At 68.1% G+C, this 20,009-nt stretch carries 16 protein-coding genes; 15 read left to right on the top strand and 1 reads right to left on the bottom strand.

Features of this window, described 5'->3' with window-relative positions; genetic code table 11:
- The first annotated feature begins 65 nt into the window (after positions 1-65).
- From argS to WS75_RS17005, 6 genes are all read left to right on the top strand, one after another.
- Complete coding sequence (argS, locus tag WS75_RS17030) at positions 66-1,847, top strand: arginine--tRNA ligase (RefSeq protein ID WP_059681560.1); 1,782 nt, start codon at positions 66-68, stop codon at positions 1,845-1,847.
- A gap of 111 nt (positions 1,848-1,958) precedes the next feature.
- On the top strand, positions 1,959-2,867 hold the full coding sequence (locus WS75_RS17025; protein ID WP_059681558.1) for an SPOR domain-containing protein: 909 nt from the start codon (positions 1,959-1,961) through the stop codon (positions 2,865-2,867).
- Between the two features lie 69 nt (positions 2,868-2,936).
- Entirely contained in the window at positions 2,937-3,578 is a 642-nt protein-coding gene (locus tag WS75_RS17020) for a thiol:disulfide interchange protein DsbA/DsbL (RefSeq protein ID WP_059523964.1), read from the top strand.
- Positions 3,579-3,597: 19 nt separating this feature from the next.
- Positions 3,598-4,371, top strand: coding sequence for an SDR family oxidoreductase (locus WS75_RS17015; RefSeq protein WP_044846187.1), 774 nt, complete (start codon positions 3,598-3,600; stop codon positions 4,369-4,371).
- Between the two features lie 466 nt (positions 4,372-4,837).
- On the top strand, positions 4,838-6,433 hold the full coding sequence (locus WS75_RS17010; RefSeq protein ID WP_059681556.1) for an ABC transporter substrate-binding protein: 1,596 nt from the start codon (positions 4,838-4,840) through the stop codon (positions 6,431-6,433).
- Positions 6,434-6,623: 190 nt separating this feature from the next.
- On the top strand, positions 6,624-8,264 hold the full coding sequence (locus tag WS75_RS17005; RefSeq protein WP_059681553.1) for an ABC-F family ATP-binding cassette domain-containing protein: 1,641 nt from the start codon (positions 6,624-6,626) through the stop codon (positions 8,262-8,264).
- Positions 8,265-8,280: 16 nt separating this feature from the next.
- Here WS75_RS17005 and WS75_RS17000 read toward each other — a convergent pair whose 3' ends face one another.
- A complete protein-coding gene (locus WS75_RS17000; RefSeq protein WP_059681551.1) occupies positions 8,281-9,360 on the bottom strand; it encodes an MBL fold metallo-hydrolase in 1,080 nt (359 codons plus the stop codon).
- 328 nt (positions 9,361-9,688) lie between these two features.
- On the opposite strand from WS75_RS17000, the gene aceK reads away from it, so the two are divergent.
- The 9 genes from aceK to bioB all read left to right on the top strand — a co-directional run bounded on the left by aceK (position 9,689) and on the right by bioB (position 19,883).
- On the top strand, positions 9,689-11,518 hold the full coding sequence (gene aceK / locus WS75_RS16995) for a bifunctional isocitrate dehydrogenase kinase/phosphatase (protein ID WP_059681549.1): 1,830 nt from the start codon (positions 9,689-9,691) through the stop codon (positions 11,516-11,518).
- 62 nt (positions 11,519-11,580) lie between these two features.
- Positions 11,581-12,348, top strand: a complete 768-nt coding sequence (gene can, locus WS75_RS16990; protein WP_059681547.1) for a carbonate dehydratase — start codon at positions 11,581-11,583, stop codon at positions 12,346-12,348.
- A 116-nt stretch (positions 12,349-12,464) separates the two neighbouring features.
- A complete protein-coding gene (locus WS75_RS16985) occupies positions 12,465-13,142 on the top strand; it encodes an SDR family oxidoreductase (RefSeq protein ID WP_059600010.1) in 678 nt (225 codons plus the stop codon).
- 39 nt (positions 13,143-13,181) lie between these two features.
- Positions 13,182-13,619, top strand: a complete 438-nt coding sequence (locus WS75_RS16980) for a YchJ family protein (protein ID WP_059681545.1) — start codon at positions 13,182-13,184, stop codon at positions 13,617-13,619.
- A gap of 107 nt (positions 13,620-13,726) precedes the next feature.
- Entirely contained in the window at positions 13,727-14,974 is a 1,248-nt protein-coding gene (locus WS75_RS16975) for a dienelactone hydrolase family protein (protein ID WP_059681542.1), read from the top strand.
- A gap of 534 nt (positions 14,975-15,508) precedes the next feature.
- Complete coding sequence (gene bioA / locus WS75_RS16970; RefSeq protein WP_059681540.1) at positions 15,509-16,855, top strand: adenosylmethionine--8-amino-7-oxononanoate transaminase; 1,347 nt, start codon at positions 15,509-15,511, stop codon at positions 16,853-16,855.
- 23 nt (positions 16,856-16,878) lie between these two features.
- Positions 16,879-18,111 (top strand): 8-amino-7-oxononanoate synthase, encoded by a 1,233-nt coding sequence (gene bioF, locus WS75_RS16965; RefSeq protein ID WP_059681537.1) that lies wholly within the window; start codon positions 16,879-16,881, stop codon positions 18,109-18,111.
- Entirely contained in the window at positions 18,108-18,827 is a 720-nt protein-coding gene (gene bioD, locus WS75_RS16960) for a dethiobiotin synthase (protein ID WP_059681535.1), read from the top strand. The genes bioF and bioD overlap by 4 nt, the downstream gene beginning before the upstream one ends.
- Positions 18,828-18,863: 36 nt before the next feature.
- Positions 18,864-19,883 carry a biotin synthase BioB gene (gene bioB, locus WS75_RS16955; RefSeq protein WP_059600004.1) on the top strand — a complete coding sequence of 340 codons (1,020 nt, stop codon included), beginning with the start codon at positions 18,864-18,866 and terminating at the stop codon, positions 19,881-19,883.
- Positions 19,884-20,009: the final 126 nt, after the last annotated feature.

Genomic DNA, 20,009 nt, shown 5'->3' with positions numbered 1-20,009 from the left:
CGCGCTTAAAAAGCGCGCCGGCCGGCCGGCGTTTCCGGCCGCCACCAACGAAGCCTTCTACCAGCATGCTGCCAGCACACAAACAGACCCTCGAAGCCCTGCTCGCGGATAGCGTCACGCAGGTCGCACACGCGCTGAAAGGCGCCGACGCGGCATTCGTCACCCCGGCCATCACGCTGGAGCGCCCGAAGGTCGCCGCGCACGGCGACGTCGCGTGCAACGTCGCCATGCAGCTCGCCAAGCCGCTCGGCACGAACCCGCGCCAGCTCGCCGAGAAGATCGTCGCCGCCCTCACGGCCCAGCCGGCCGCGCAAGGGCTCGTCGACGCAGCCGAAATCGCCGGCCCCGGCTTCATCAACCTGCGCCTGACGGCCGCCGCGAAACAGGCGGTGATCGCCGCCGTGTTCGACCAGGGCCGCGCGTTCGGCACGTCGGATCGCGAAAAGGGCAAGCAGGTGCTGATCGAGTTCGTGTCGGCCAACCCGACCGGCCCGCTGCATGTCGGCCACGGCCGCCAGGCAGCGCTCGGCGACGTGCTCGCGAACGTGATCGCGAGCCAGGGCTACGCGGTGCACCGCGAGTTCTACTACAACGACGCCGGCGTGCAGATCGGCAACCTCGCGATCTCGACGCAGGCGCGCGCGCGCGGCCTGAAGCCGGGCGACGCGGGCTGGCCGGAAGCCGCGTACAACGGCGAATACATCGCCGACATCGCACGCGACTACCTGAACCGCGAGACGGTGGCCGCGAAGGACGGCGAGCCGGTCACCGGCGCCGGCGACATCGACGATCTCGACGCGATCCGCAAGTTCGCGGTCGCGTACCTGCGTCACGAGCAGGACATGGACCTGCAGGCGTTCGGCGTGAAATTCGACCAGTACTACCTCGAGTCGTCGCTGTACAGCGAAGGCCGGGTCGAGAAGACGGTCGACGCGCTGATCAAGGCCGGCATGACCTACGAGCAGGACGGCGCGCTGTGGCTGCGCACGACCGACGAAGGCGACGACAAGGATCGCGTGATGCGCAAGTCGGACGGCACGTACACGTACTTCGTGCCGGACGTCGCGTACCACGTGACGAAATGGGAGCGCGGCTTCACGAAGGTGATCAACATCCAGGGCTCCGACCACCACGGTACGATCGCGCGCGTGCGCGCGGGCCTGCAAGGCCTGCACGTCGGCATCCCGAAGGGCTATCCCGACTACGTGCTGCACAAGATGGTCACCGTGATGCGCGACGGCCAGGAAGTGAAGCTGTCGAAGCGCGCGGGCAGCTACGTGACGGTCCGTGACCTGATCGAATGGTCGGGCGGCGCGGCGCCGGGCCAGGAAGCGGCACCCGACCTGATCGACGAGGCGACCATCACGCGCGGTCGCGACGCCGTCCGTTTCTTCCTGATCTCCCGCAAGGCCGACACCGAATTCGTGTTCGACATCGACCTCGCGCTGAAACAGAACGACGAGAACCCGGTCTATTACGTCCAGTACGCGCATGCGCGGATCTGCTCGGTGCTCAACGAACTGAAGTCGCGCTACAACGTCGAGGTGGCGCAACTGCCGGGCGCCGACCTGTCGCAGCTCACGAGCCCGCAGGCCGTGTCGCTGATGCAGAAGCTCGCCGAGTATCCGGACATGCTCACGCACGCGGCGAACGAACTGGCGCCGCACGCGGTCGCGTTCTACCTGCGCGATCTCGCTGGTGAATTCCACTCGTTCTACAATGCGGAGCGCGTGCTGGTCGACGACGAAGCGCCGCGCAACGCGCGCGCCGCGCTCCTCGCCGCGAGCCGGCAGGTGCTCGAGAATGGTCTGGCGGTGCTCGGCGTGTCCGCGCCCGCCAAGATGTAAGCGGCCCGAACCGGGCCGCGAATGGCCGCGGCGGGCGCTGCCGTCGGGATCCCGGCCGCCGGATAGCCCTCCGCGACCTTTTCACGATTCTTTTTGCAGGTGACTCAAGCAATGGCACAACCACGCCGAACTTCGAAGCAATCGAAACAAGCCGGAGGGACATTTCTTGGAATCGTGCTGGGCCTGATCGTCGGCCTCGCGATTGCGGTGGTGGTGGCGCTCTACATCACGCGTTCGCCGTCGCCGTTCGTGTCGAAGGTCGCGCCGCCGCCCGCCGACAACGGCGCGAGCCAGCCGCAGCAGTTCGACCCGAACCGCGCGCTGCAGGGCAAGACGCCCGGCCAGCCGGTGCCGCAGGCCGCGCAGTCCGCGCCGCCCAATACCGCACCCGGCCAGGCCGCGAACCAGACCCAGGGCGGCCTGCTGCCCGAGCCGCAGATCGTCGAAGTGCCGCCGTCGGGCGACACGAACGGCACGACCGGCTCGAGCAACACCACCGCGTCGAACAATGCGTCTTCGGGCAACGGCGTCGCCGTCGCGCCGAAGCCGGCCGACAACACGCCGCCGCCGAAGAAGACGCAGCAGACGCAGCAGGCGCAGCAACACCCGCAACAGCAGCAAGGCGGCGAGGACGATCTCGCGCGCTTCGCCGCGCAGAAGCAGGCGCAGCAGGCTGCCGCGCAGAAACAGCAGCAACAGCAACTGGCCGCGAACACGCCGAAGCCGACCTCGTCGGCCACGGCCGCCGCGGCAGCGAAGCCGCCGACCGCGAACGACGCGAACACCGGCTACTTCCTGCAGGTCGGCGCGTACAAGACGGAAGGCGACGCCGAGCAGCAGCGCGCGCGCCTGGGCTTCCAGGGCTTCGAGTCGAAGGTGTCGAAGCGCGATGTCAGCGGCGTGACCTATTTCCGCGTGCGCGTCGGCCCGTTCTCGAAATTCGAGGATATGAACTCGGCCCGTCAGCGCCTGTCCGATGCAGGTGTCGACACGGCGGTGATCCGTTTCACGAAGCAGTAAGCAGCCGGCCGCGCCCACGCAGAACCCGTTACGTTTCGTAACCCGAGCAACTGATTCGACGTCTACAACATGAAAAAACTGCTTAGCACGCTTCTTCTGTCCCTGGGCCTCGCCGCTGCAGGCTTCGCCCAGGCAACGCCTGCCGCACCGGTGTCCGGCAAGGACTTCGAGGTGATGAAGTCGCCGCAGCCGGTGTCCGCGCCGGCCGGCAAGGTCGAGGTCATCGAGTTCTTCTGGTACGGCTGCCCGCACTGCTACGAATTCGAGCCGACGATCGAGGCCTGGGTGAAGAAGCAGGGCAACAACATCGACTTCAAGCGCGTGCCGGTCGCCTTCCGCGACGATTTCGTCCCGCACTCGAAGCTGTTCTACGCGGTGTCGGCACTCGGCATCTCGGAGAAGGTCACGCCGGCGATCTTCAACGCGATCCACAAGCAGAAGAACTACCTGCTCACGCCGCAGGCGCAAGCCGACTTCCTGGCGACGCAAGGCGTCGACAAGAAGCAGTTCATGGACGCGTACAACTCGTTCAGCGTGCAGGGCCAGGTGAAGCAGTCGGCCGAGCTGCTGAAGAACTACGCGATCGACGGCGTGCCGACGGTCATCGTCCAGGGCAAGTACAAGACGGGCCCGGCTTACACGAACAGCATCCCGGGTACCGCGCAGGTGCTCGATTACCTCGTGAAGCAGGTTCAGGACAAGAAGCTCTGATCCCCGCCCGCGCGCCGGCATGACTACTCCGTTGAAGGTCTTCATCACCGGCGCGTCGAGCGGCCTCGGCCTCGCGATGGCCGAGGAATACGCCCGCCAGGGCGCCACGCTCGCACTCGTCGCGCGCCGCACCGATGCCCTCGATGCGTTCGCGCGACGCTTTCCCAAGCTGTCCGTCTCCGTCTATTCCGCCGACGTGCGCGATGCCGATGCGCTCGCCACGGCCGCCGCGTCGTTCATCGCCGCGCACGGCTGCCCCGACGTCGTGATCGCGAACGCGGGCATCAGCCAGGGCGCCGTCACCGGACAAGGCGATCTCGCCACGTTCCGCAACGTCATGGACATCAATTACTACGGGATGGTCGCGACGTTCGAGCCGTTCGTCGGCCCGATGACGGCCGCGCGCCACGGCACGCTGGTGGGCGTCGCGAGCGTCGCCGGCGTGCGCGGCCTGCCCGGTTCCGGCGCGTACAGCGCGTCCAAATCGGCCGCGATCAAGTATCTCGAGGCGCTGCGCGTCGAGTTGCGCCCGGCCGGCGTCGGCGTCGTGACGATCGCGCCCGGCTACATCCGCACGCCGATGACCGCGCACAACCCGTACCGGATGCCGTTCCTGATGGACGCCGACCGCTTCGCGGCCCGCGCCGCACGCGCGATCGCTCGGCAGCACGCGTTCCGCGTGATTCCATGGCAGATGGGCGTCGTCGCGAAGGTGCTGCACGTGCTGCCGCGCTGGCTCTACGACCGTCTGTTCGAAAAGGCGCCGCGCAAGCCGAAGGCCGGCGCGCACTGAGCGCATCGGGGGCGTCGGGCGTCCGGCGCGTCTGTCGCGCCGTTCATGCCGGACCGGTGCCGCGCCACGGTTCGGTGCCAACGCAGCGCGCGCCGCTTCCTCCTGTCGGCCGTACCACGCGTCGCACGCAGGTGCCGCGCTTCCTCCGCTTCCTCCGCTTCCTCCGCTTCCGTCGCTCCAGCGGATTCGCGCCGACCCGCTTCGATTCGCAGTCTCCCCGCAACCGTCTCGCCCGCCCGCCGTTCGCCGCCGCACCTGCCTTGCCCCCGCTGCCACGCCGCCCCAACACGCATTCCGTCGCGAACGCAGCCGTTTTTCGCTCAACTCACCGCGTTCCGGCGCCTTTTTTCACGCGCGGCGCGCTTTGACGGTATGCTATCCGCCAGCCGCGCCGGCCCCGCCCGCTTCCGGGCCGCGCCCGCATTCCGACACCCGGCAAAAAATCACAAGTCACGTGGGAGAACCTATGCAGGTCAAGCTGTTCGCCGCGGCCACGCTCGCCGCCGCCCTCGCCGCCCCCGGCCTCGCCGCCGCCAAGCCGCTCACCGTCTGCACGGAATCGAGCCCGGACGGCTTCGACGTCGTGCAGTACAACTCGCTCGTCACGACCAACGCCTCGGCCGACGTGATCTTCAACACGCTCGTGTCGTACGACGAAGCCGCGAAGAAGGTCGTACCCGCGCTCGCCGATAAATGGGAAGCGAGCGCCGACGGCCTGACGTACACGTTCCACCTGCGCCCGAACGTCGCGTTCCAGACCACCGACTACTTCAAGCCAGGCCGCCCGCTGAACGCGGACGACGTCGTGTTCACGTTCTCGCGGATGCTCGACGATGCGAATCCGTGGCACAAGGTAGCCGGCGCGAGCGGCTTTCCGCACGCGCAGTCGATGGGCCTCGTGAAACTCGTGAAGTCGGTCACGAAGGTCGACGACAGCACGGTGAAGTTCGTGCTGAACGAGCCGAATGCGACGTTCGTGCCGATCCTGACGATGGGCTTCGCGTCGATCTACTCGGCCGAATACGCGGACCAGCTGCTGAAGGCCGGCAAGCAGGCCGACCTGAATGCGAAGCCGGTCGGCACCGGCCCGTTCGTGCTCAAGAGCTACACGAAGGATGCGCTGATCCGCTACGACGTGAACCCGACCTACTGGGGCACGAAGCCGAAGGTCGACCGGCTGATCTACGCGATCACGCCCGACGCGTCGGTGCGCATGCAGAAGGTGAAGGCCGGCGAATGCCAGATCGCGCTGTCGCCGAAGCCGCAGGACGTGCTCGCGGCGAAGGGCGAAAGCGCGTTGAAGGTCGTGCAGACGCCCGCGTTCATGACCGCGTTCGTCGCGCTCAACACGCAGAAGAAGCCGCTCGACAACGACAAGGTGCGCGAGGCGCTGAACCTCGCGTTCGATCGCGCGACCTATCTGAAGGTGGTGTTCGACAACACGGCGACGGCCGCGAACAACCCGTATCCGCCGAACACGTGGAGCTACGCGAAGGACATCGCGCCGTATGCGTACGATCCCGCGAAGGCGAAGCAGCTGCTCGCGCAGGCTGGCTTCCCGAACGGCTTTTCGACGACGATCTGGACGCGCCCGACGGGCAGCGTGCTGAACCCGAACCCGAAGGCCGGCGCGGAACTGCTGCAGGCCGACCTCGCGAAGATCGGCGTGAAGGCCGAAGTCAAGGTGATCGAATGGGGCGAGCTGATCAAGCAGGCGAAGCTCGGCCAGCATGACATGCTGTTCATGGGCTGGGCCGGCGACAACGGCGATCCGGACAACTACCTGTCGCCGCTGTTCAGCTGCAATGCGGTGAAGTCGGGCATCAACTTCGCACGCTTTTGCGACGCGCAGCTCGACAAGCTGATCACCGACGGCAAGTCGACCGCCGATCAGGCCAAGCGTGCGAAGCTGTACGAATCCGCGCAGAAGATCATCCACGACCAAGCGCTGTGGATCCCGCTCGGCTACCCGACCGCAGCCGCGCTCACGCGCGCGAACGTGAGCGGCTATCGCGTGAGCCCGTTCGGCCGCCAGAACTTCGCTGCGGTCACGGTGCAGTAACCGCGCGTGGCGCGCAAGCGACGGCACATTCGCCCGTCGCTTGCGGCACGCGCGCCGCGCTTGCTACACTGCGCGCTCATTCCTCATACCGGACGCCAGCCGAAGTGAACAACTAAGCCTTCCCAAAAATGTTTTCGCCGCCGTGCCACGCACGCCGCGCGAAGGGTTTCACGCATTTTCGGAGGTGCTTATGGCTGCTGGCACGCCGACCGGCGCGCTCGTCGCGCTTCATCACGTTTCCTTCCGCTTCGACGACGGCGTCACGCTGTTCGAATCGCTCGACCTGTCCATCGATCGCACGCCGACGGGCATCGTCGGCCGCAACGGCGCCGGCAAGAGCCTGCTCGCGCAACTGATCGCGGGCCGGCGCACACCGAGCGCGGGCACGATCGACCGGCAGACGCCGGTCGTCTACGTCGCGCAGCAGCACGACGACGCGCCGGCCGGCACACGAACCGTCGCGGAAATCGCCGCGCTGGATGCACCGCTCGCGGCCCTGGCGCGCCTCGCCGACGGCCGCGCGCACGCACACGACTTCGACCTGATCGGCGATCGCTGGGACCTCGCCGAGCGGCTGCGCGCGGCGCTCGACGCAGCCGGCCTGCACGACGTGCGCGCCGACACGCCGGCGCACGCGCTGAGCGGTGGCCAGCTCGCGCGCGTCGCGCTGATCGGCGCGTTGCTGTCGGAGGCCGGGCTGCTGGTGCTCGACGAACCGACCAACCACCTCGATGCGCCGGGCCGTGCGTGGCTCCGCGCGGCGCTCGACGGCTGGCGCGGCGGTGTCGTCGTCGTCAGCCATGACCGCGCGTTGCTCGCGCACGTGCAGCGCATCGTCGAACTGACGCCGCACGGCGTGCGCACGTATGGCGGCAACTACGCGCTGTACCGCGCGCAGCGCGATGCGGAGCACGATGCCGCGCAGGCCGCGCTCGAGCATGCGCGCACCGAGCGCGGACGCGCGCGGCGCCGGCTCGAACAGGAACACGACACGATCCAGCGCCATGCGGCCGGCTCGCTGCGCGATGCGAAGACGGCCAACCTGTCGTCGATGGCAAAACAGAGCCGCAAGGGAGCGGCTCGCAGCATCATGGGGACGGTCCGCCGTCACCAAAGCGAATTCAAGGCGACGCTCGATGCGCGCGTGCAGGAAGCAGCCGCGCGCGTCGAAGCCGACGCGCCGGTGCTCGTATCGCTGCCGGGCACCGAGGTGAGCGCGCGCCGCCATCTGTTCGCGCTCGAGCGCGCGCAATTGCCGTGGCGCACCGCGGGCCGCACGGACACGATCACCTGGTCGGCCAGCGGCCCCGTGCGCATCGCGCTGACGGGCCCGAACGGCTGCGGAAAATCGACGCTGCTGCGCATGCTCGCCGGCGAACTCGCTCCGCGCGCCGGCACGTGCACGACGCACGTGAGCGCTGCGTATCTCGACCAGCGGCTCGCGCTGCTCGATCCTGAACGCTCGATCGTCGAGCAGTTGGGATTCCTCGATACAGCGCTCACCGAAGGCGAACTGCGCAGCCGGCTCGCGCTGCTGCAGCTCGATGCCACGCGCGCGACGCAGCCGGTGCACCGCCTGAGCGGCGGCGAACGGTTGAAGGCCGCGCTCGCATGCGCGCTGTGGCGCGGCACGCCCGCGCAGCTGCTGCTGCTCGACGAGCCGACCAATCACCTCGATCTCGAATCGGTGCGCGCGATCGAAGCCGCGCTGGCCGGCTTCCCCGGCGCGATCGTGGTCGCGTCGCACGACGCCGCGTTTCTCGCGGCGCTTGCACCGACGCACACGATGCAATGGCAGCGCGACGGGTGGCGTTACGAACCCGTCGCGTGACGGTGACGACGCGCGCTCAGCGCACGGTACGGAAACGCAGCACGCCGTCGTCGCGCAGCTCGCGCACGAGTTCGCCCGCGAGCCACAGCAGGTTCAGGTGGGCGAGCGCCTCGCCGAGCGCGAACGTCATCTGGTGGATGTCGAGCTCGCGGCGGCGGAACATGATCGGCACGATGTCGGCCGCGCTCGCCGGCTTCTCCGCGCAGGCGACGCGCACTTCGTCGAGCCGCGCGTCGTGGTGCGCGCGCAGTTGCGCGATGCGCGTGCGCACGCCGCGAAACGGCTTGCCGTGCGACGGCAGCACGAGCGTGTCGGGCGCCATCGTCTCGTAGCGGCCGAGCGATTCGAGGTACAGCGCGAGCGGATTCGCTTCCGGTTCGAGATCGAACACGGACACGTTGGTCGAGATGCGCGGCAGCACCATGTCGCCTGAAATCAGCACGCCGTCCGCTTCGCTGTGGAGCGCGCAATGTTCAGGCGAATGACCGTAGCCGGTGACGACGCGCCACGTGCGCGCGCCGATCTTCACCGCGTCGCCTTCGCGCAGGCGCCGGTAGCGCGGCGGCACGGCCGGCACGAGGTCCGAGTAGTAGCTGCGGCGGCTGCGCAGCTTGTCGAGCGCTGCCGGGTCGGTCAGCCCGTGGCGCGCGAAATGATCGGCCGCGGCCGCGCCGCCGGCGTTCGAACCGTTGCCGGCCGCCATCAGGCAGCCGAACATGTATTCGCCGAGCGTCATCCACAGCCGCACGTTCCAGCGGCCCTTGTCGCCGCCTTCGCAAAGCCAGTTCGCGAGGCCGAAGTGATCGGGATGGCAATGCGTGACGAGCACGCGCAGCACCGGCAGCCCGTCGAGATGCGTGTCGAAAATCTGTTCCCAGTGCGTACGGATCGCGTCCGACGCGATCCCGCAGTCGACGATCGTCCAGCCGGCCTGTCCGTCGATCTCGTCGCGCAGCAGCCAGAGGTTGATGTGATCCAGCGAGAACGGCAGCGGCATGCGCAGCCAGCGCACGCCGGGCGCGACCTCGAACGTGTCGCCCGCGGCGGGCAGCGTGTCGGCGAAGGGATAGTCGAGTTGGTGTTCCAGTGCGTTCATCGGTGGGGCGTCTCGTCGTTATCAGGGCAAGCAAGGGCGAATGCGGGGCAGGCGCGTGCGGGCTGCAGGCCGCGGCAGGGATCGCGTCGATTCTATCGCCGTCGCGCGAAACGCGCGCCCGCGCGGGCGCCGGACGGGCAAAAAAAGTTCGTGCCAGAATCGATTCCGTACCCGTATCTTTACGCGAAGATGCACCGAACGGCATGTAACGGCGCACAACCCGTTCATTGACGGCGCTTGGGCGCCGGCCCCCGAAAGTCATTGAAACGCCGACTTGGGCGCTAGAATGGCGAGTGCTTACAGTCCCTCTCGAACGAGCCTGCACGCGATGAATCACTTCCCCAAACTGCTGTCGTCGCAGATCGGTTTCGACGTCGCACAGACGATGCTCGAATACTTCGACCGCCACTACCGGATCTTCCGGGAAGCCGCCGTCGAGGCGAAAACGCTATACGAGCGCACCGACTGGCACGGCCTGCAGCGGCTCGCGCGCGAGCGGATCACGTCATACGACGATCGCGTGCAGGAATGCGTCGAGTTGCTGGAGGACGAATACGACGCGGAGAACATCGACGACGAGGTGTGGCAGCAGATCAAGCTGCACTACATCGGCCTGCTCACGTCGCACCGCCAGCCCGAGTGCGCGGAGACGTTCTTCAATTCGGTGTGCTGCAAGATCCTGCACCGCTCGTATTTCAGCAACGATTTCATCTTCGTGCGGCCCGCGATCTCGACTGAATACCTCGAGAACGACGAGCCGGCCGCGAAGCCGACCTATCGCGCGTACTACCCGGGCACCGACGGGCTCGCGGCCACGCTCGAGCGCATCGTCACGAACTTCCAGCTCGAGCCGCCGTTCGAGGATCTCACGCGCGACATCGGCTGCGTGATGCAGGCGATCACCGACGAATTCGGCGAGTTCGACGCCGCGCCGAATTTCCAGATCCACGTGCTGTCGTCGCTCTTCTTCCGCAACAAGAGCGCGTACATCATCGGCCGCATCATCAACGCCGATCGCGTGCTGCCGTTCGCGGTGCCGATCCGCCACGTGCGCCCGGGCCTGCTCGCGCTCGACGCCGTGCTGCTGCGCCGCGAGCAGCTGCAGATCATCTTCAGCTTCTCGCATTCGTATTTCCTCGTCGACATGGGCGTGCCGTCCGCGTACGTGGACTTCCTCTGCACGATCATGCCAGGCAAGCCGAAGGCCGAGATCTATACGTCGGTCGGCTTGCAGAAGCAGGGCAAGAACCTGTTCTACCGCGACCTGCTGCACCATCTGTCGCATTCGAGCGACCGCTTCATCATCGCGCCCGGCATCAAGGGCCTCGTGATGCTCGTGTTCACGCTGCCGTCGTTCCCGTACGTGTTCAAGATCATCAAGGATCACTTCCCGCCGCCGAAGGAAACGACGCGCGCGCAGATCATGGAGAAGTACCAGCTCGTGAAGCGCCACGACCGTCTCGGGCGGATGGCCGACACGCTCGAGTATTCGAGCGTCGCGCTGCCGCTGTCGCGGCTCGATCATGCGCTCGTGCGCGAGCTGGAGAAGGAAGTGCCGTCGCTGCTCGAATACGAGGACGACAATCTCGTGATCAAGCACCTGTACATCGAGCGCCGGATGACGCCGCTCAACCTGTACCTGCAGAACGGCACCGACGCGGACATCGAGCACGGCGTAAAGGAATACGGCAACGCGGTGAAGGAGCTGATGAAGGCCAACATCTTCCCGGGCGACATGCTGTACAAGAACTTCGGCGTCACGCGCCACGGCCGCGTCGTGTTCTACGACTACGACGAGATCGAGTACCTGACCGACTGCAACGTGCGGCGCGTGCCGCCGCCGCGCAACGAGGAAGACGAACTGTCCGGCGAGCCGTGGTATACCGTCGGCCCGCACGACATCTTTCCGGAAACCTACGGACCGTTCCTGCTCGGCGACCCGCGCGTGCGGACGGTCTTCATGAAGCATCACGCGGACTTTTTCGACCCCGCACTGTGGCAGGCCAGCAAGGACAAGCTGCTGCAGGGCGAGTTGCCCGATTTTTTCCCGTACGACGCGTCGCTGCGCTTCAGCGTGCGTTACCCCGCGCGCTTCGACGCGACGCCCGGCGCCGATGACGCCGGTGACGATGCAGGCGACGCGCAGCGCGCCGCCTGACGCGCGCCCGGATCGAATCGAACCCGTTATCGACCCGCTTTCCGCCAACGGAATCCACCCCGATGAATACCCAAGACAATCCGCTTTCCCATCTGTTCGACAACAACGACGCCTGGGTCAAGCGCCAGCTCGCCGAAGATCCCGACTTCTTCGCGCGTCTCGCCGATCAGCAGGCGCCGGAATATCTGTGGATCGGCTGCTCGGATTCGCGCGTGCCCGCGAACCAGATCATCGGCCTGCCGCCGGGCGAAGTGTTCGTTCACCGCAACATCGCGAACGTCGTCGTCCATAGCGACCTGAACTGCCTGTCGGTCATCCAGTTCGCGGTCGACATCCTGCGCGTGAAGCACATCATGGTCGTCGGCCATTACGGCTGCTCGGGCGTGAACGCGGCGCTCCACAACCGCCGCGTCGGCCTCGCGGACAACTGGCTGCATCACGTGCAGGATGTGCGCGAGCGCCACGCGGCGCTGCTCGACGAATGGCCGGTCGGCGAGGCGCGCTATCGCCGCCTGATCGAGCTGAACTCGATCGAGCAGGTCGTCAACGTGTGCCGCACGACGATCGTCAACGACGCGTGGGCGCGCGGCCAGTCGCTCACCGTGCACGGGCTCGTGTATGGCGTGCACGACGGGCGGATGCGCAACCTCGGGATGTCCGTGTCGAACTTCGACGCGCTCGATGCGACCTACAAGCGCTGCGTCGCGGCGCTGACCGCGCGTGGCCAGCACGCGCCCGACAACGACATGGTCGCGGCGGATGCCGCGCAGCTCGACGACGTCGCGCAGGCAGTCGCCGACACGCTGAAGCCCTGCGGCGACGCGAAGTAACGTGCGCGGCGTGGCGCACGGCCGAAGACGCATCACGCGCCTGGCCGCGACGGGCATCGCACTGATCTGACACCGACACTGCCGCGACGGCGGTGCACTGAGAAGGAGCGGCGAACATGAAAACCGTATTGATCGTCGGCGCATCGCGCGGCCTCGGACGCGAATTCGTCCGGCAATACCGGCGCGACGGCTGGAACGTGATCGCGACCGCGCGCGACGACGCGTCGCTCGCCGCGCTGCGCGAACTCGGCGCGCACGCGCACGCGCTCGACATCGCGCGGCCCGAACAGATCGCGGCGCTCGGCTGGAAGCTCGACGGCGAACGGCTCGACGCCGCGGTGCTCGTGTCGGGCGTGTACGGGCCGCGCACCGAAGGCGTCGAAACGATCGGCGCCGAGGATTTCGACGCGGTGATGCATACGAACGTGCGCGGGCCGATGCAGTTGCTGCCGATCCTGCTGCCGCTCGTCGAGGACGCGCGCGGCGTGCTCGCCGTCGTCTCGAGCCGGATGGGCAGCATCGCCGAGGCGACCGGCACGACCGGCTGGCTGTACCGCGCGAGCAAGGCCGCGCTGAACGACGTGCTGCGCATCGCGTCGCTGCAGACGCGCCACGCCGCATGCATCTCGCTCCATCCCGGCTGGGTGCGCACCGACATGGGCGGCGCGCAGGCCGCGATCGATCCGGAAACCAGCGTGACCGGCATGCGCCGCGTGATCGCGGAGGCCGGCGCGGACGTGTCGCGGTCCAACGGCCGTTTCTTCCAGTACGACGGGGTCGAGCTCAGCTGGTGAGCCGACATCACAACCCGGCGTCGTTAATTCACGATTCGCATGATTTTGAACCGACCTGACGCGTGCCCGTGCGGCGGCGCGTCCCCCGCACCTGCCGGCAAAGCCCCGGCGCCGCGCTATGCGGCCTGCTGCGGCCGCTTCATCGACGGCGGCGAAGCCGCGCCGACCGCACTCGAGTTGATGCGCTCGCGGTACAGCGCGTACGTGCTCGGCGCGACCGACTACCTGCGCGCGACCTGGGACGCGCGCACCTGCCCGGCCGATCTCGATGCCGACCCCGATGCGCCCGACGCGCCGCGCTGGCTCGGCCTCGCGATCAAGCGCCATGCGCCGCTCGACGAACGGCACGCGGAGGTTGAATTCGTGGCCCGCTACAAGGTCGGCGGGCGTGCTTACCGGCTCCACGAGACGAGCCGGTTCGCCCGCGACGAGCACGGGTTCTGGCGCTATGTCGACGGCGAAGTAAGTGAACGCTGACAAATAGTTGCTGTGTCAGACGCCGGGTAATTCCCGCATTGCACAACCTGAATTTGTCGGGCTAGGATGGCCCTCAGATTGGTCATGTTGCATGGCAGGGCTTACGAATGGCGTTCAGCAAGGTATTGGTGGGATGGATGGCGGCCTGTGCGCTGTCGGCCGCTCAGGCCGGTGCACTGCCGAACGTCGGCACGGCCACGGCAAGCGGCTCGCTCGCCCACGCCGAGCGCTTCGATTATGGCGATTCGGGCCTCCCGCAGGTCGCCGCGAACCTCAACGAACGAATCATCAGTATTCCGGCCGATGCGTCGGGTTCCGTGATGCTCGAGGCCACGCTGTTCAAGCCGAACGGCCCCGGCCCCTTCCCGCTCGTCGTCTTCAACCACGGCAAGAACACCGGTGACCTCCATCAGCAGCCGCGCAGCCGGCCGCTCGCGTTCGCGCGCGAATTCGTGCGCCGCGGCTATGCGGTGATCGCGCCGAACCGCCAGGGCTTCGCCGGGTCGGGCGGCTCGTACCAGCAGGAAGGCTGCAACGTCGGCAAGAACGGGCTCACGCAGGCCGCCGACGTCGACGCGACGGTCCGCTACATGTCGCGTCAGTCGTACATCGATGCGTCGCGCATCGTCGTCGCGGGCACGTCGCACGGCGGCCTCGTGTCGGTCGCGTACGGCACCGAAGCGGCGCCCGGCGTGCGCGGCATCATCAACTTCTCCGGCGGGTTGCGCCAGGATCTTTGCGACGGCTGGCAGCGCAATCTCGTCGATGCGTTCGACCAGTACGGCGCGCATACGGCCATCCGTTCGCTGTGGCTGTACGGCGACAACGATTCGGTGTGGACCCCCGCGCTCGTCGCGCAGATGCACGACGCGTACGTGTCGCACGGCACGCAGGCGCAGTTCATCGATTTCGGCCGCTACAAGGACGACGCGCACCGGCTGATCGTCGATCGCGACGGCGTGCCCGTGTGGTGGCCGGCCGTCAACGCGTTCCTCGCGGAACTGAACCTGCCGACCTCGGTGCGCTACGCGGTCGCCAACCCGCACGAACCGAATGCGACCGGCTATGCATCGATCGATGCGGTCGACGCGGTGCCGTTCCTCGACGAGGCCGGCCGCGAAGGCTATCGCCGCTTCCTGAACCAGCATCCGAGCCGTGCCTTCGCGGTGTCCGCCGAAGGCGCATGGTCGTGGGCCGAAGGCGGCGACGATCCGATGGCGCTCGCGCTCGACAACTGCTCGAAGCAGGGTGCGGGCGCATGCCGGCTGTATGCGGTCAACGACCGCGTCGTGTGGAACGCGACGCAGACGGCCGACGCCGACAACGCCAACTCGCGCGCACTCGCTTCGCGCTAACGCGCGAGCGGCAGCGCGCCGGGGCGGACGCGGCCTGCGTCTGCCCTTCTCCCTTCTCCGTTTCGTGAACGCTCGCGCGGCACGCGGCGGCGTTCTTGCGCCCGCTCATGCGGCGCATGAGCCGCCGAGCGCCCTGCCCGCAACGCCCTCCGGGGTCGTTTGCCGACCTTTCCCGAACCGCGACCGCGCCTCAATCCGCACGCCATTCGCCTGCGATCGCACACATCGCATCGCGCTTCCGCCCCGTTTTATTCGTGCCCCGATTTTTCGCCCGTCGGCAACCGCCTGCGCCGCGATTTTTTTCTGTCGGGGGGTGTCACTCGAACGTCGTCATCTGCGGTCATTTCTGGGCATCTGGCGCGTACCGTCCCGAGCATCCCGTATCTGCGCCGAACTCCCGTCCGGCAAGGCTTTGCGGTGTTTGTAACCGGTAGTGCAACGCGCGGCGGAACACGCTAATCTCACCGCGTTTTCCGTCTGTCGCCGCGCGGCATCCCGTTCGATGTCCGCCGCCGTTTTACCCCCGGAGTTGCCTTGAGTACGCCAGCCACCGACGACTGGGTCGCGCGCAGCCTGCGCGCGGTCTGGCATCCCTGTACCCAGATGAAGCACCACGAGCGCATGCCGCTCATTCCCGTCGCGCGCGGCGCGGGCCTGTGGCTGTACGACCGCGACGGGCGCCGCTACTTCGACGCGATCAGCTCCTGGTGGGTGAACCTGTTCGGCCATGCGAACCCGGACATCAACGCGGCGCTGAAGGACCAGCTCGACACGCTCGAGCACGCGATGCTCGCCGGCTGCACGCACGAGCCGGCGATCGAGCTCGCCGAGCGGCTGCACGCGCTCACCGCGCGCACGCTCGGCCATGCGTTCTTCGCGTCGGACGGCGCGTCGGCGGTCGAGATCGCGCTGAAGATGAGCTTCCATGCGTGGCGCAACCGCGGCCGCGCGGACAAGCGCGAATTCGTGTGCGTGGCAAACAGCTATCACGGCGAGACCATCGGCGCGCTCGGCGTGACCGACGTCGCGCTGTTCAAGGATGCGTACGACCCGCTGATCCGCCACGCGCACGTGGTCGCGTCGCCCGACGCACGCGGCGCGCTGCCGGGCGAGACGGCCGCCGACGTCGCGGGCCGCGCGCTCGACGACGTGCGGCGCCTGTTCATCGAACGCGCCGACCGGATCGCGGCGTTGATCGTCGAGCCGCTCGTGCAATGCGCGGCCGGCATGGCGATGCACGATCCGTCATACGTGCACGGGCTGCGCGCGCTGTGCGACGAATTCGGCGTGCACCTGATCGCCGACGAGATCGCGGTCGGCTGCGGCCGCACCGGCACCTTCTTCGCATGCGAGCAGGCAGGCGTGTGGCCCGATTTCCTGTGCCTGTCGAAGGGCATCAGCGGCGGGTACCTGCCGCTGTCGCTCGTGCTCACGCGCGACGACGTGTTCGCGGCCTTCTACGACGACGACACGACGCGCGGCTTCCTGCATTCGCATTCGTACACCGGCAACCCGCTCGCGTGCCGCGCGGCGGTCGCGACGCTCGACCTGTTCGCGCGCGACGACGTGCTCGCGAGCAACGCGCGCAAGTCGGCCGCGATGCGCTCGGCGCTCGCTCCGCTCGACGCGCACCCGCAGGTGCGTCACCTGCGCGAGCGCGGCACGCTGTTCGCCTTCGACGTCGCGCTCGACGGCGACGCGGCACGCGGCTTCTCGCGGCGCTTCTTCGAACGCGCGCTGGAACGCGAGCTGCTGCTGCGCCCGATCGGCACGACCGTGTACCTGATGCCGCCGTACGTGATGAGCGACGACGACATCGCGTGGCTCGCGCAACGCACGCGCGACACGCTCGACGCGACGCTCGCGGAGGTGGCGCGATGAACCAATCCTCACGGGAAACGACCATGCCCCTGCTCGACACGCTGCAGCGCGGCCTCGCCGAACTCGACGCACAGGGCCTGCGACGCGTGCGCCGCACCGCCGACACCGCGTGCGACGCGCACATGCGCGTCGACGGCCGCGACATCGTCGGCTTCGCGAGCAACGATTACCTCGGCCTCGCCGCGCATCCCGCGCTCGTCGCCGCGTTCGCCGAAGGCGCGCAGCGCTACGGCTCCGGCAGCGGCGGCTCGCATCTGCTCGGCGGCCATTCACGTGCGCACGCGACGCTCGAGGACGAACTCGCCGGCTTCGCGGGCGGCTTCTCCGATGCGCCGCGCGCGCTGTACTTCAGCACCGGCTACATGGCGAACCTCGCCGCGATGACCGCGCTCACCGGCCAAGGCGCGACGATCTTCTCCGACGCGCTGAACCACGCGTCGCTGATCGACGGGATCCGGCTGTCGCGCGCGACCGTGCAGGTCTACCCGCATGCGGACATGGCCGCGCTCGCCGCGCTGCTCGATGCGTCGGAAGCCGAAACGAAACTGATCGTCAGCGACACCGTGTTCAGCATGGACGGCGACATCGCGCCGCTCGCCGAACTCGTCGCGCTGGCCGAACGCCACGGCGCGTGGCTCGTCGTCGACGACGCGCATGGCTTCGGCGTGCTCGGCCCGCAGGGCCGCGGCGCGCTCGCGGCCGCCGCGCTACGCTCGCCGAACCTTGTGTACGTCGGCACGCTGGGCAAGGCCGCCGGCGTCGCGGGTGCATTCGTGATCGCGCACGAGACCGTGATCGAATGGATGATCCAGCGCGCGCGCAGCTACATCTTCACGACGGCCGCGCCGCCGGCCGTCGCGCACGCCGTCTCGGCGAGCCTGAAGGTCATCGCCGGCGACGAAGGCGATGCGCGACGCGCGCACCTCGCAGCGCTGATCGAGCGCACGCGCGCGCTGCTGCGCATGACGCGCTGGCAGCCGGTCGACTCGCACACGGCCGTGCAGCCGCTCGTGATCGGCAGCAACGACGCGACGCTCGCGGCGATGCGCTCGCTCGACGCGCACGGCCTGTGGGTGCCCGCGATCCGGCCGCCGACGGTGCCCGCCGGCACGTCGCGGCTGCGCATCTCGCTGTCGGCCGCGCATTCGTTCGACGATCTCGCGCGGCTCGAAACCGCGCTGATCGAAGCCAGCGAAGGACCGGACCACCCCGACGCTCACGCGCGTTCACTGCCCCCCGAGGAGGCTGCAGCATGACGGCCCCGCTTTCCCTCTTCGTCACCGGCACCGACACCGAGATCGGCAAGACCTTCGTGTCGGCCGCGATGCTGCACGGCTTCGCGCGGCACGGGCTGCGCTCGGCCGCGCTGAAGCCCGTCGCCGCCGGCGCGTACGAACGCGACGGCGTCTGGCGCAACGAGGACGCCGACCAGCTCGACGCGGCCGCGAACGTCGTGCTGCCGCCCGAGCTGCGCACGCCGTTCCTGCTGAAGGCGCCGGCCGCACCGCACATCGTCGCCGCGCAGGAAGGCGTGACGCTCGACATCGACACGATCGTCGCGAGCCACCGCGAAGCGCTGACGCGCGCGGACGTCGTCGTCGTCGAAGGCGTCGGCGGCTTCCGCGTGCCGCTGAACGACACGCAGGACACGGCCGATCTCGCGGTTGCGCTCGCCCTGCCCGTCGTGCTGGTCGTCGGCATGCGGCTCGGCTGCATCAGCCACGCGCTGCTGACGGCCGACGCGATTCGCCAGCGCGGTCTCACGCTCGCCGGCTGGGTGGCGAACCACGTCGACCCGACCATGTCGTACGCCGACGAGAACGTCGCGACGATCCGCGACTGGCTCGCGCGCGAGCATCGCGCGCCGCTCCTCGGCCGCATCGCGCACCTGCGCCCGGCCGCCCCCGAATCCGCGGCGGCGATGCTCGACATCGCCACGCTCATCGACACGCTGCGCCACGCGCGGCACTGATCTCCCGATCCCCGCATCCACGACAGGAAAACCACCATGACCCAAGCCCAGACCGCCGCCGTGCAACCCGACGCGATCCCCGTGGCCGCCCCGGCATCGCAGCGCTGGCGCGTCGCCGACGTCGTCGCGCTGTTCGAGCTGCCGTTCAACGACCTGATGTTCCGCGCGCAGCAGGTGCATCGCGAGCACTTCGACGCGAACGCGGTGCAACTGTCGACGCTGCTGTCGATCAAGACGGGCGGCTGCGAGGAAGATTGCGGCTACTGCTCGCAGTCGTCGCATCACGAAACGGGCCTGAAGGCCGAAAAGCTGATGGACGTCGACACGGTGCTCGAGGCCGCGCGCGCGGCGAAGGCGAACGGTGCGAGCCGCTTCTGCATGGGCGCCGCATGGCGCAACCCCAAGGAGCGCCACATGCCGGCGCTGACCGAGATGGTGCGCGGCGTGAAGGAGCTGGGCCTCGAGACCTGCATGACGCTCGGCATGCTCGAGGACGAGCAGGCGCAGCAACTCGCCGACGCGGGCCTCGACTACTACAACCACAACCTCGACACGTCGCCGGAGTTCTACGGCCAGGTGATCTCGACGCGCACGTATCAGGACCGTCTCGACACGCTCGACCGCGTGCGCGATGCGGGCATCAACGTGTGCTGCGGCGGCATCATCGGGATGGGCGAATCGCGCCGCGAACGCGCGGGCCTGATTTCGCAGCTCGCGAACCTGAATCCGTATCCGGAGTCGGTGCCGATCAACAACCTCGTCGCGATCGAAGGCACGCCGCTCGAAGGCACCGCACCGCTCGACCCGTTCGAGTTCGTGCGCACGATCGCGGTTGCGCGCATCACGATGCCCAAGGCCGTCGTGCGCCTGTCGGCCGGCCGCGAGCAGCTCGACGACGCGATGCAGGCGATGTGCTTCCTCGCGGGCGCGAACTCGATGTTCTACGGCGACCAGCTGCTGACCACGAGCAATCCGCAGACGCAGCGCGACCGCGCGCTGTTCGAGCGCCTCGGCATCCGCGCAAGCCAGGCCGACGCGCTGGCGGAGAACGCGTAAGCGAGAGCCGCGCGTCTGGCTTGCAGACGAAAAAGCCGGGGCATGCCCCTAATGCCGTTCAGTTAAGCAGCTGAACGGCATTTTTTATTTTAGGGAAGGATTGGTTGTAAACGCTGCGCTGAGATG

The organism is Burkholderia sp. FL-7-2-10-S1-D7, from assembly GCF_001524185.1.
Classification (GTDB): domain Bacteria; phylum Pseudomonadota; class Gammaproteobacteria; order Burkholderiales; family Burkholderiaceae; genus Burkholderia; species Burkholderia diffusa.
The sequence above is the reverse complement of the archived record's forward strand: the minus strand, read 5'-3'. Positions and strand labels throughout refer to the sequence as shown.

What these genes read in the sequence shown, in the direction of transcription:
- bioF (WP_059681537.1), top strand. Translation starts at nt 16,879, where the DNA reads ATGCCCCTGCTCGACACGCTGCAGCGCGGCCTCGCCGAACTCGACGCA.
- bioD (WP_059681535.1), top strand. Translation starts at nt 18,108, where the DNA reads ATGACGGCCCCGCTTTCCCTCTTCGTCACCGGCACCGACACCGAGATC.
- WS75_RS17005 (WP_059681553.1), top strand. Translation starts at nt 6,624, where the DNA reads ATGGCTGCTGGCACGCCGACCGGCGCGCTCGTCGCGCTTCATCACGTT.
- WS75_RS17020 (WP_059523964.1), top strand. Translation starts at nt 2,937, where the DNA reads ATGAAAAAACTGCTTAGCACGCTTCTTCTGTCCCTGGGCCTCGCCGCT.
- WS75_RS16980 (WP_059681545.1), top strand. Translation starts at nt 13,182, where the DNA reads ATGATTTTGAACCGACCTGACGCGTGCCCGTGCGGCGGCGCGTCCCCC.
- WS75_RS17000 (WP_059681551.1), bottom strand. Translation starts at nt 9,360, where the DNA reads ATGAACGCACTGGAACACCAACTCGACTATCCCTTCGCCGACACGCTG.
- WS75_RS17025 (WP_059681558.1), top strand. Translation starts at nt 1,959, where the DNA reads ATGGCACAACCACGCCGAACTTCGAAGCAATCGAAACAAGCCGGAGGG.
- aceK (WP_059681549.1), top strand. Translation starts at nt 9,689, where the DNA reads ATGAATCACTTCCCCAAACTGCTGTCGTCGCAGATCGGTTTCGACGTC.
- bioB (WP_059600004.1), top strand. Translation starts at nt 18,864, where the DNA reads ATGACCCAAGCCCAGACCGCCGCCGTGCAACCCGACGCGATCCCCGTG.
- WS75_RS16985 (WP_059600010.1), top strand. Translation starts at nt 12,465, where the DNA reads ATGAAAACCGTATTGATCGTCGGCGCATCGCGCGGCCTCGGACGCGAA.
- WS75_RS16975 (WP_059681542.1), top strand. Translation starts at nt 13,727, where the DNA reads ATGGCGTTCAGCAAGGTATTGGTGGGATGGATGGCGGCCTGTGCGCTG.
- can (WP_059681547.1), top strand. Translation starts at nt 11,581, where the DNA reads ATGAATACCCAAGACAATCCGCTTTCCCATCTGTTCGACAACAACGAC.
- WS75_RS17015 (WP_044846187.1), top strand. Translation starts at nt 3,598, where the DNA reads ATGACTACTCCGTTGAAGGTCTTCATCACCGGCGCGTCGAGCGGCCTC.
- WS75_RS17010 (WP_059681556.1), top strand. Translation starts at nt 4,838, where the DNA reads ATGCAGGTCAAGCTGTTCGCCGCGGCCACGCTCGCCGCCGCCCTCGCC.
- argS (WP_059681560.1), top strand. Translation starts at nt 66, where the DNA reads ATGCTGCCAGCACACAAACAGACCCTCGAAGCCCTGCTCGCGGATAGC.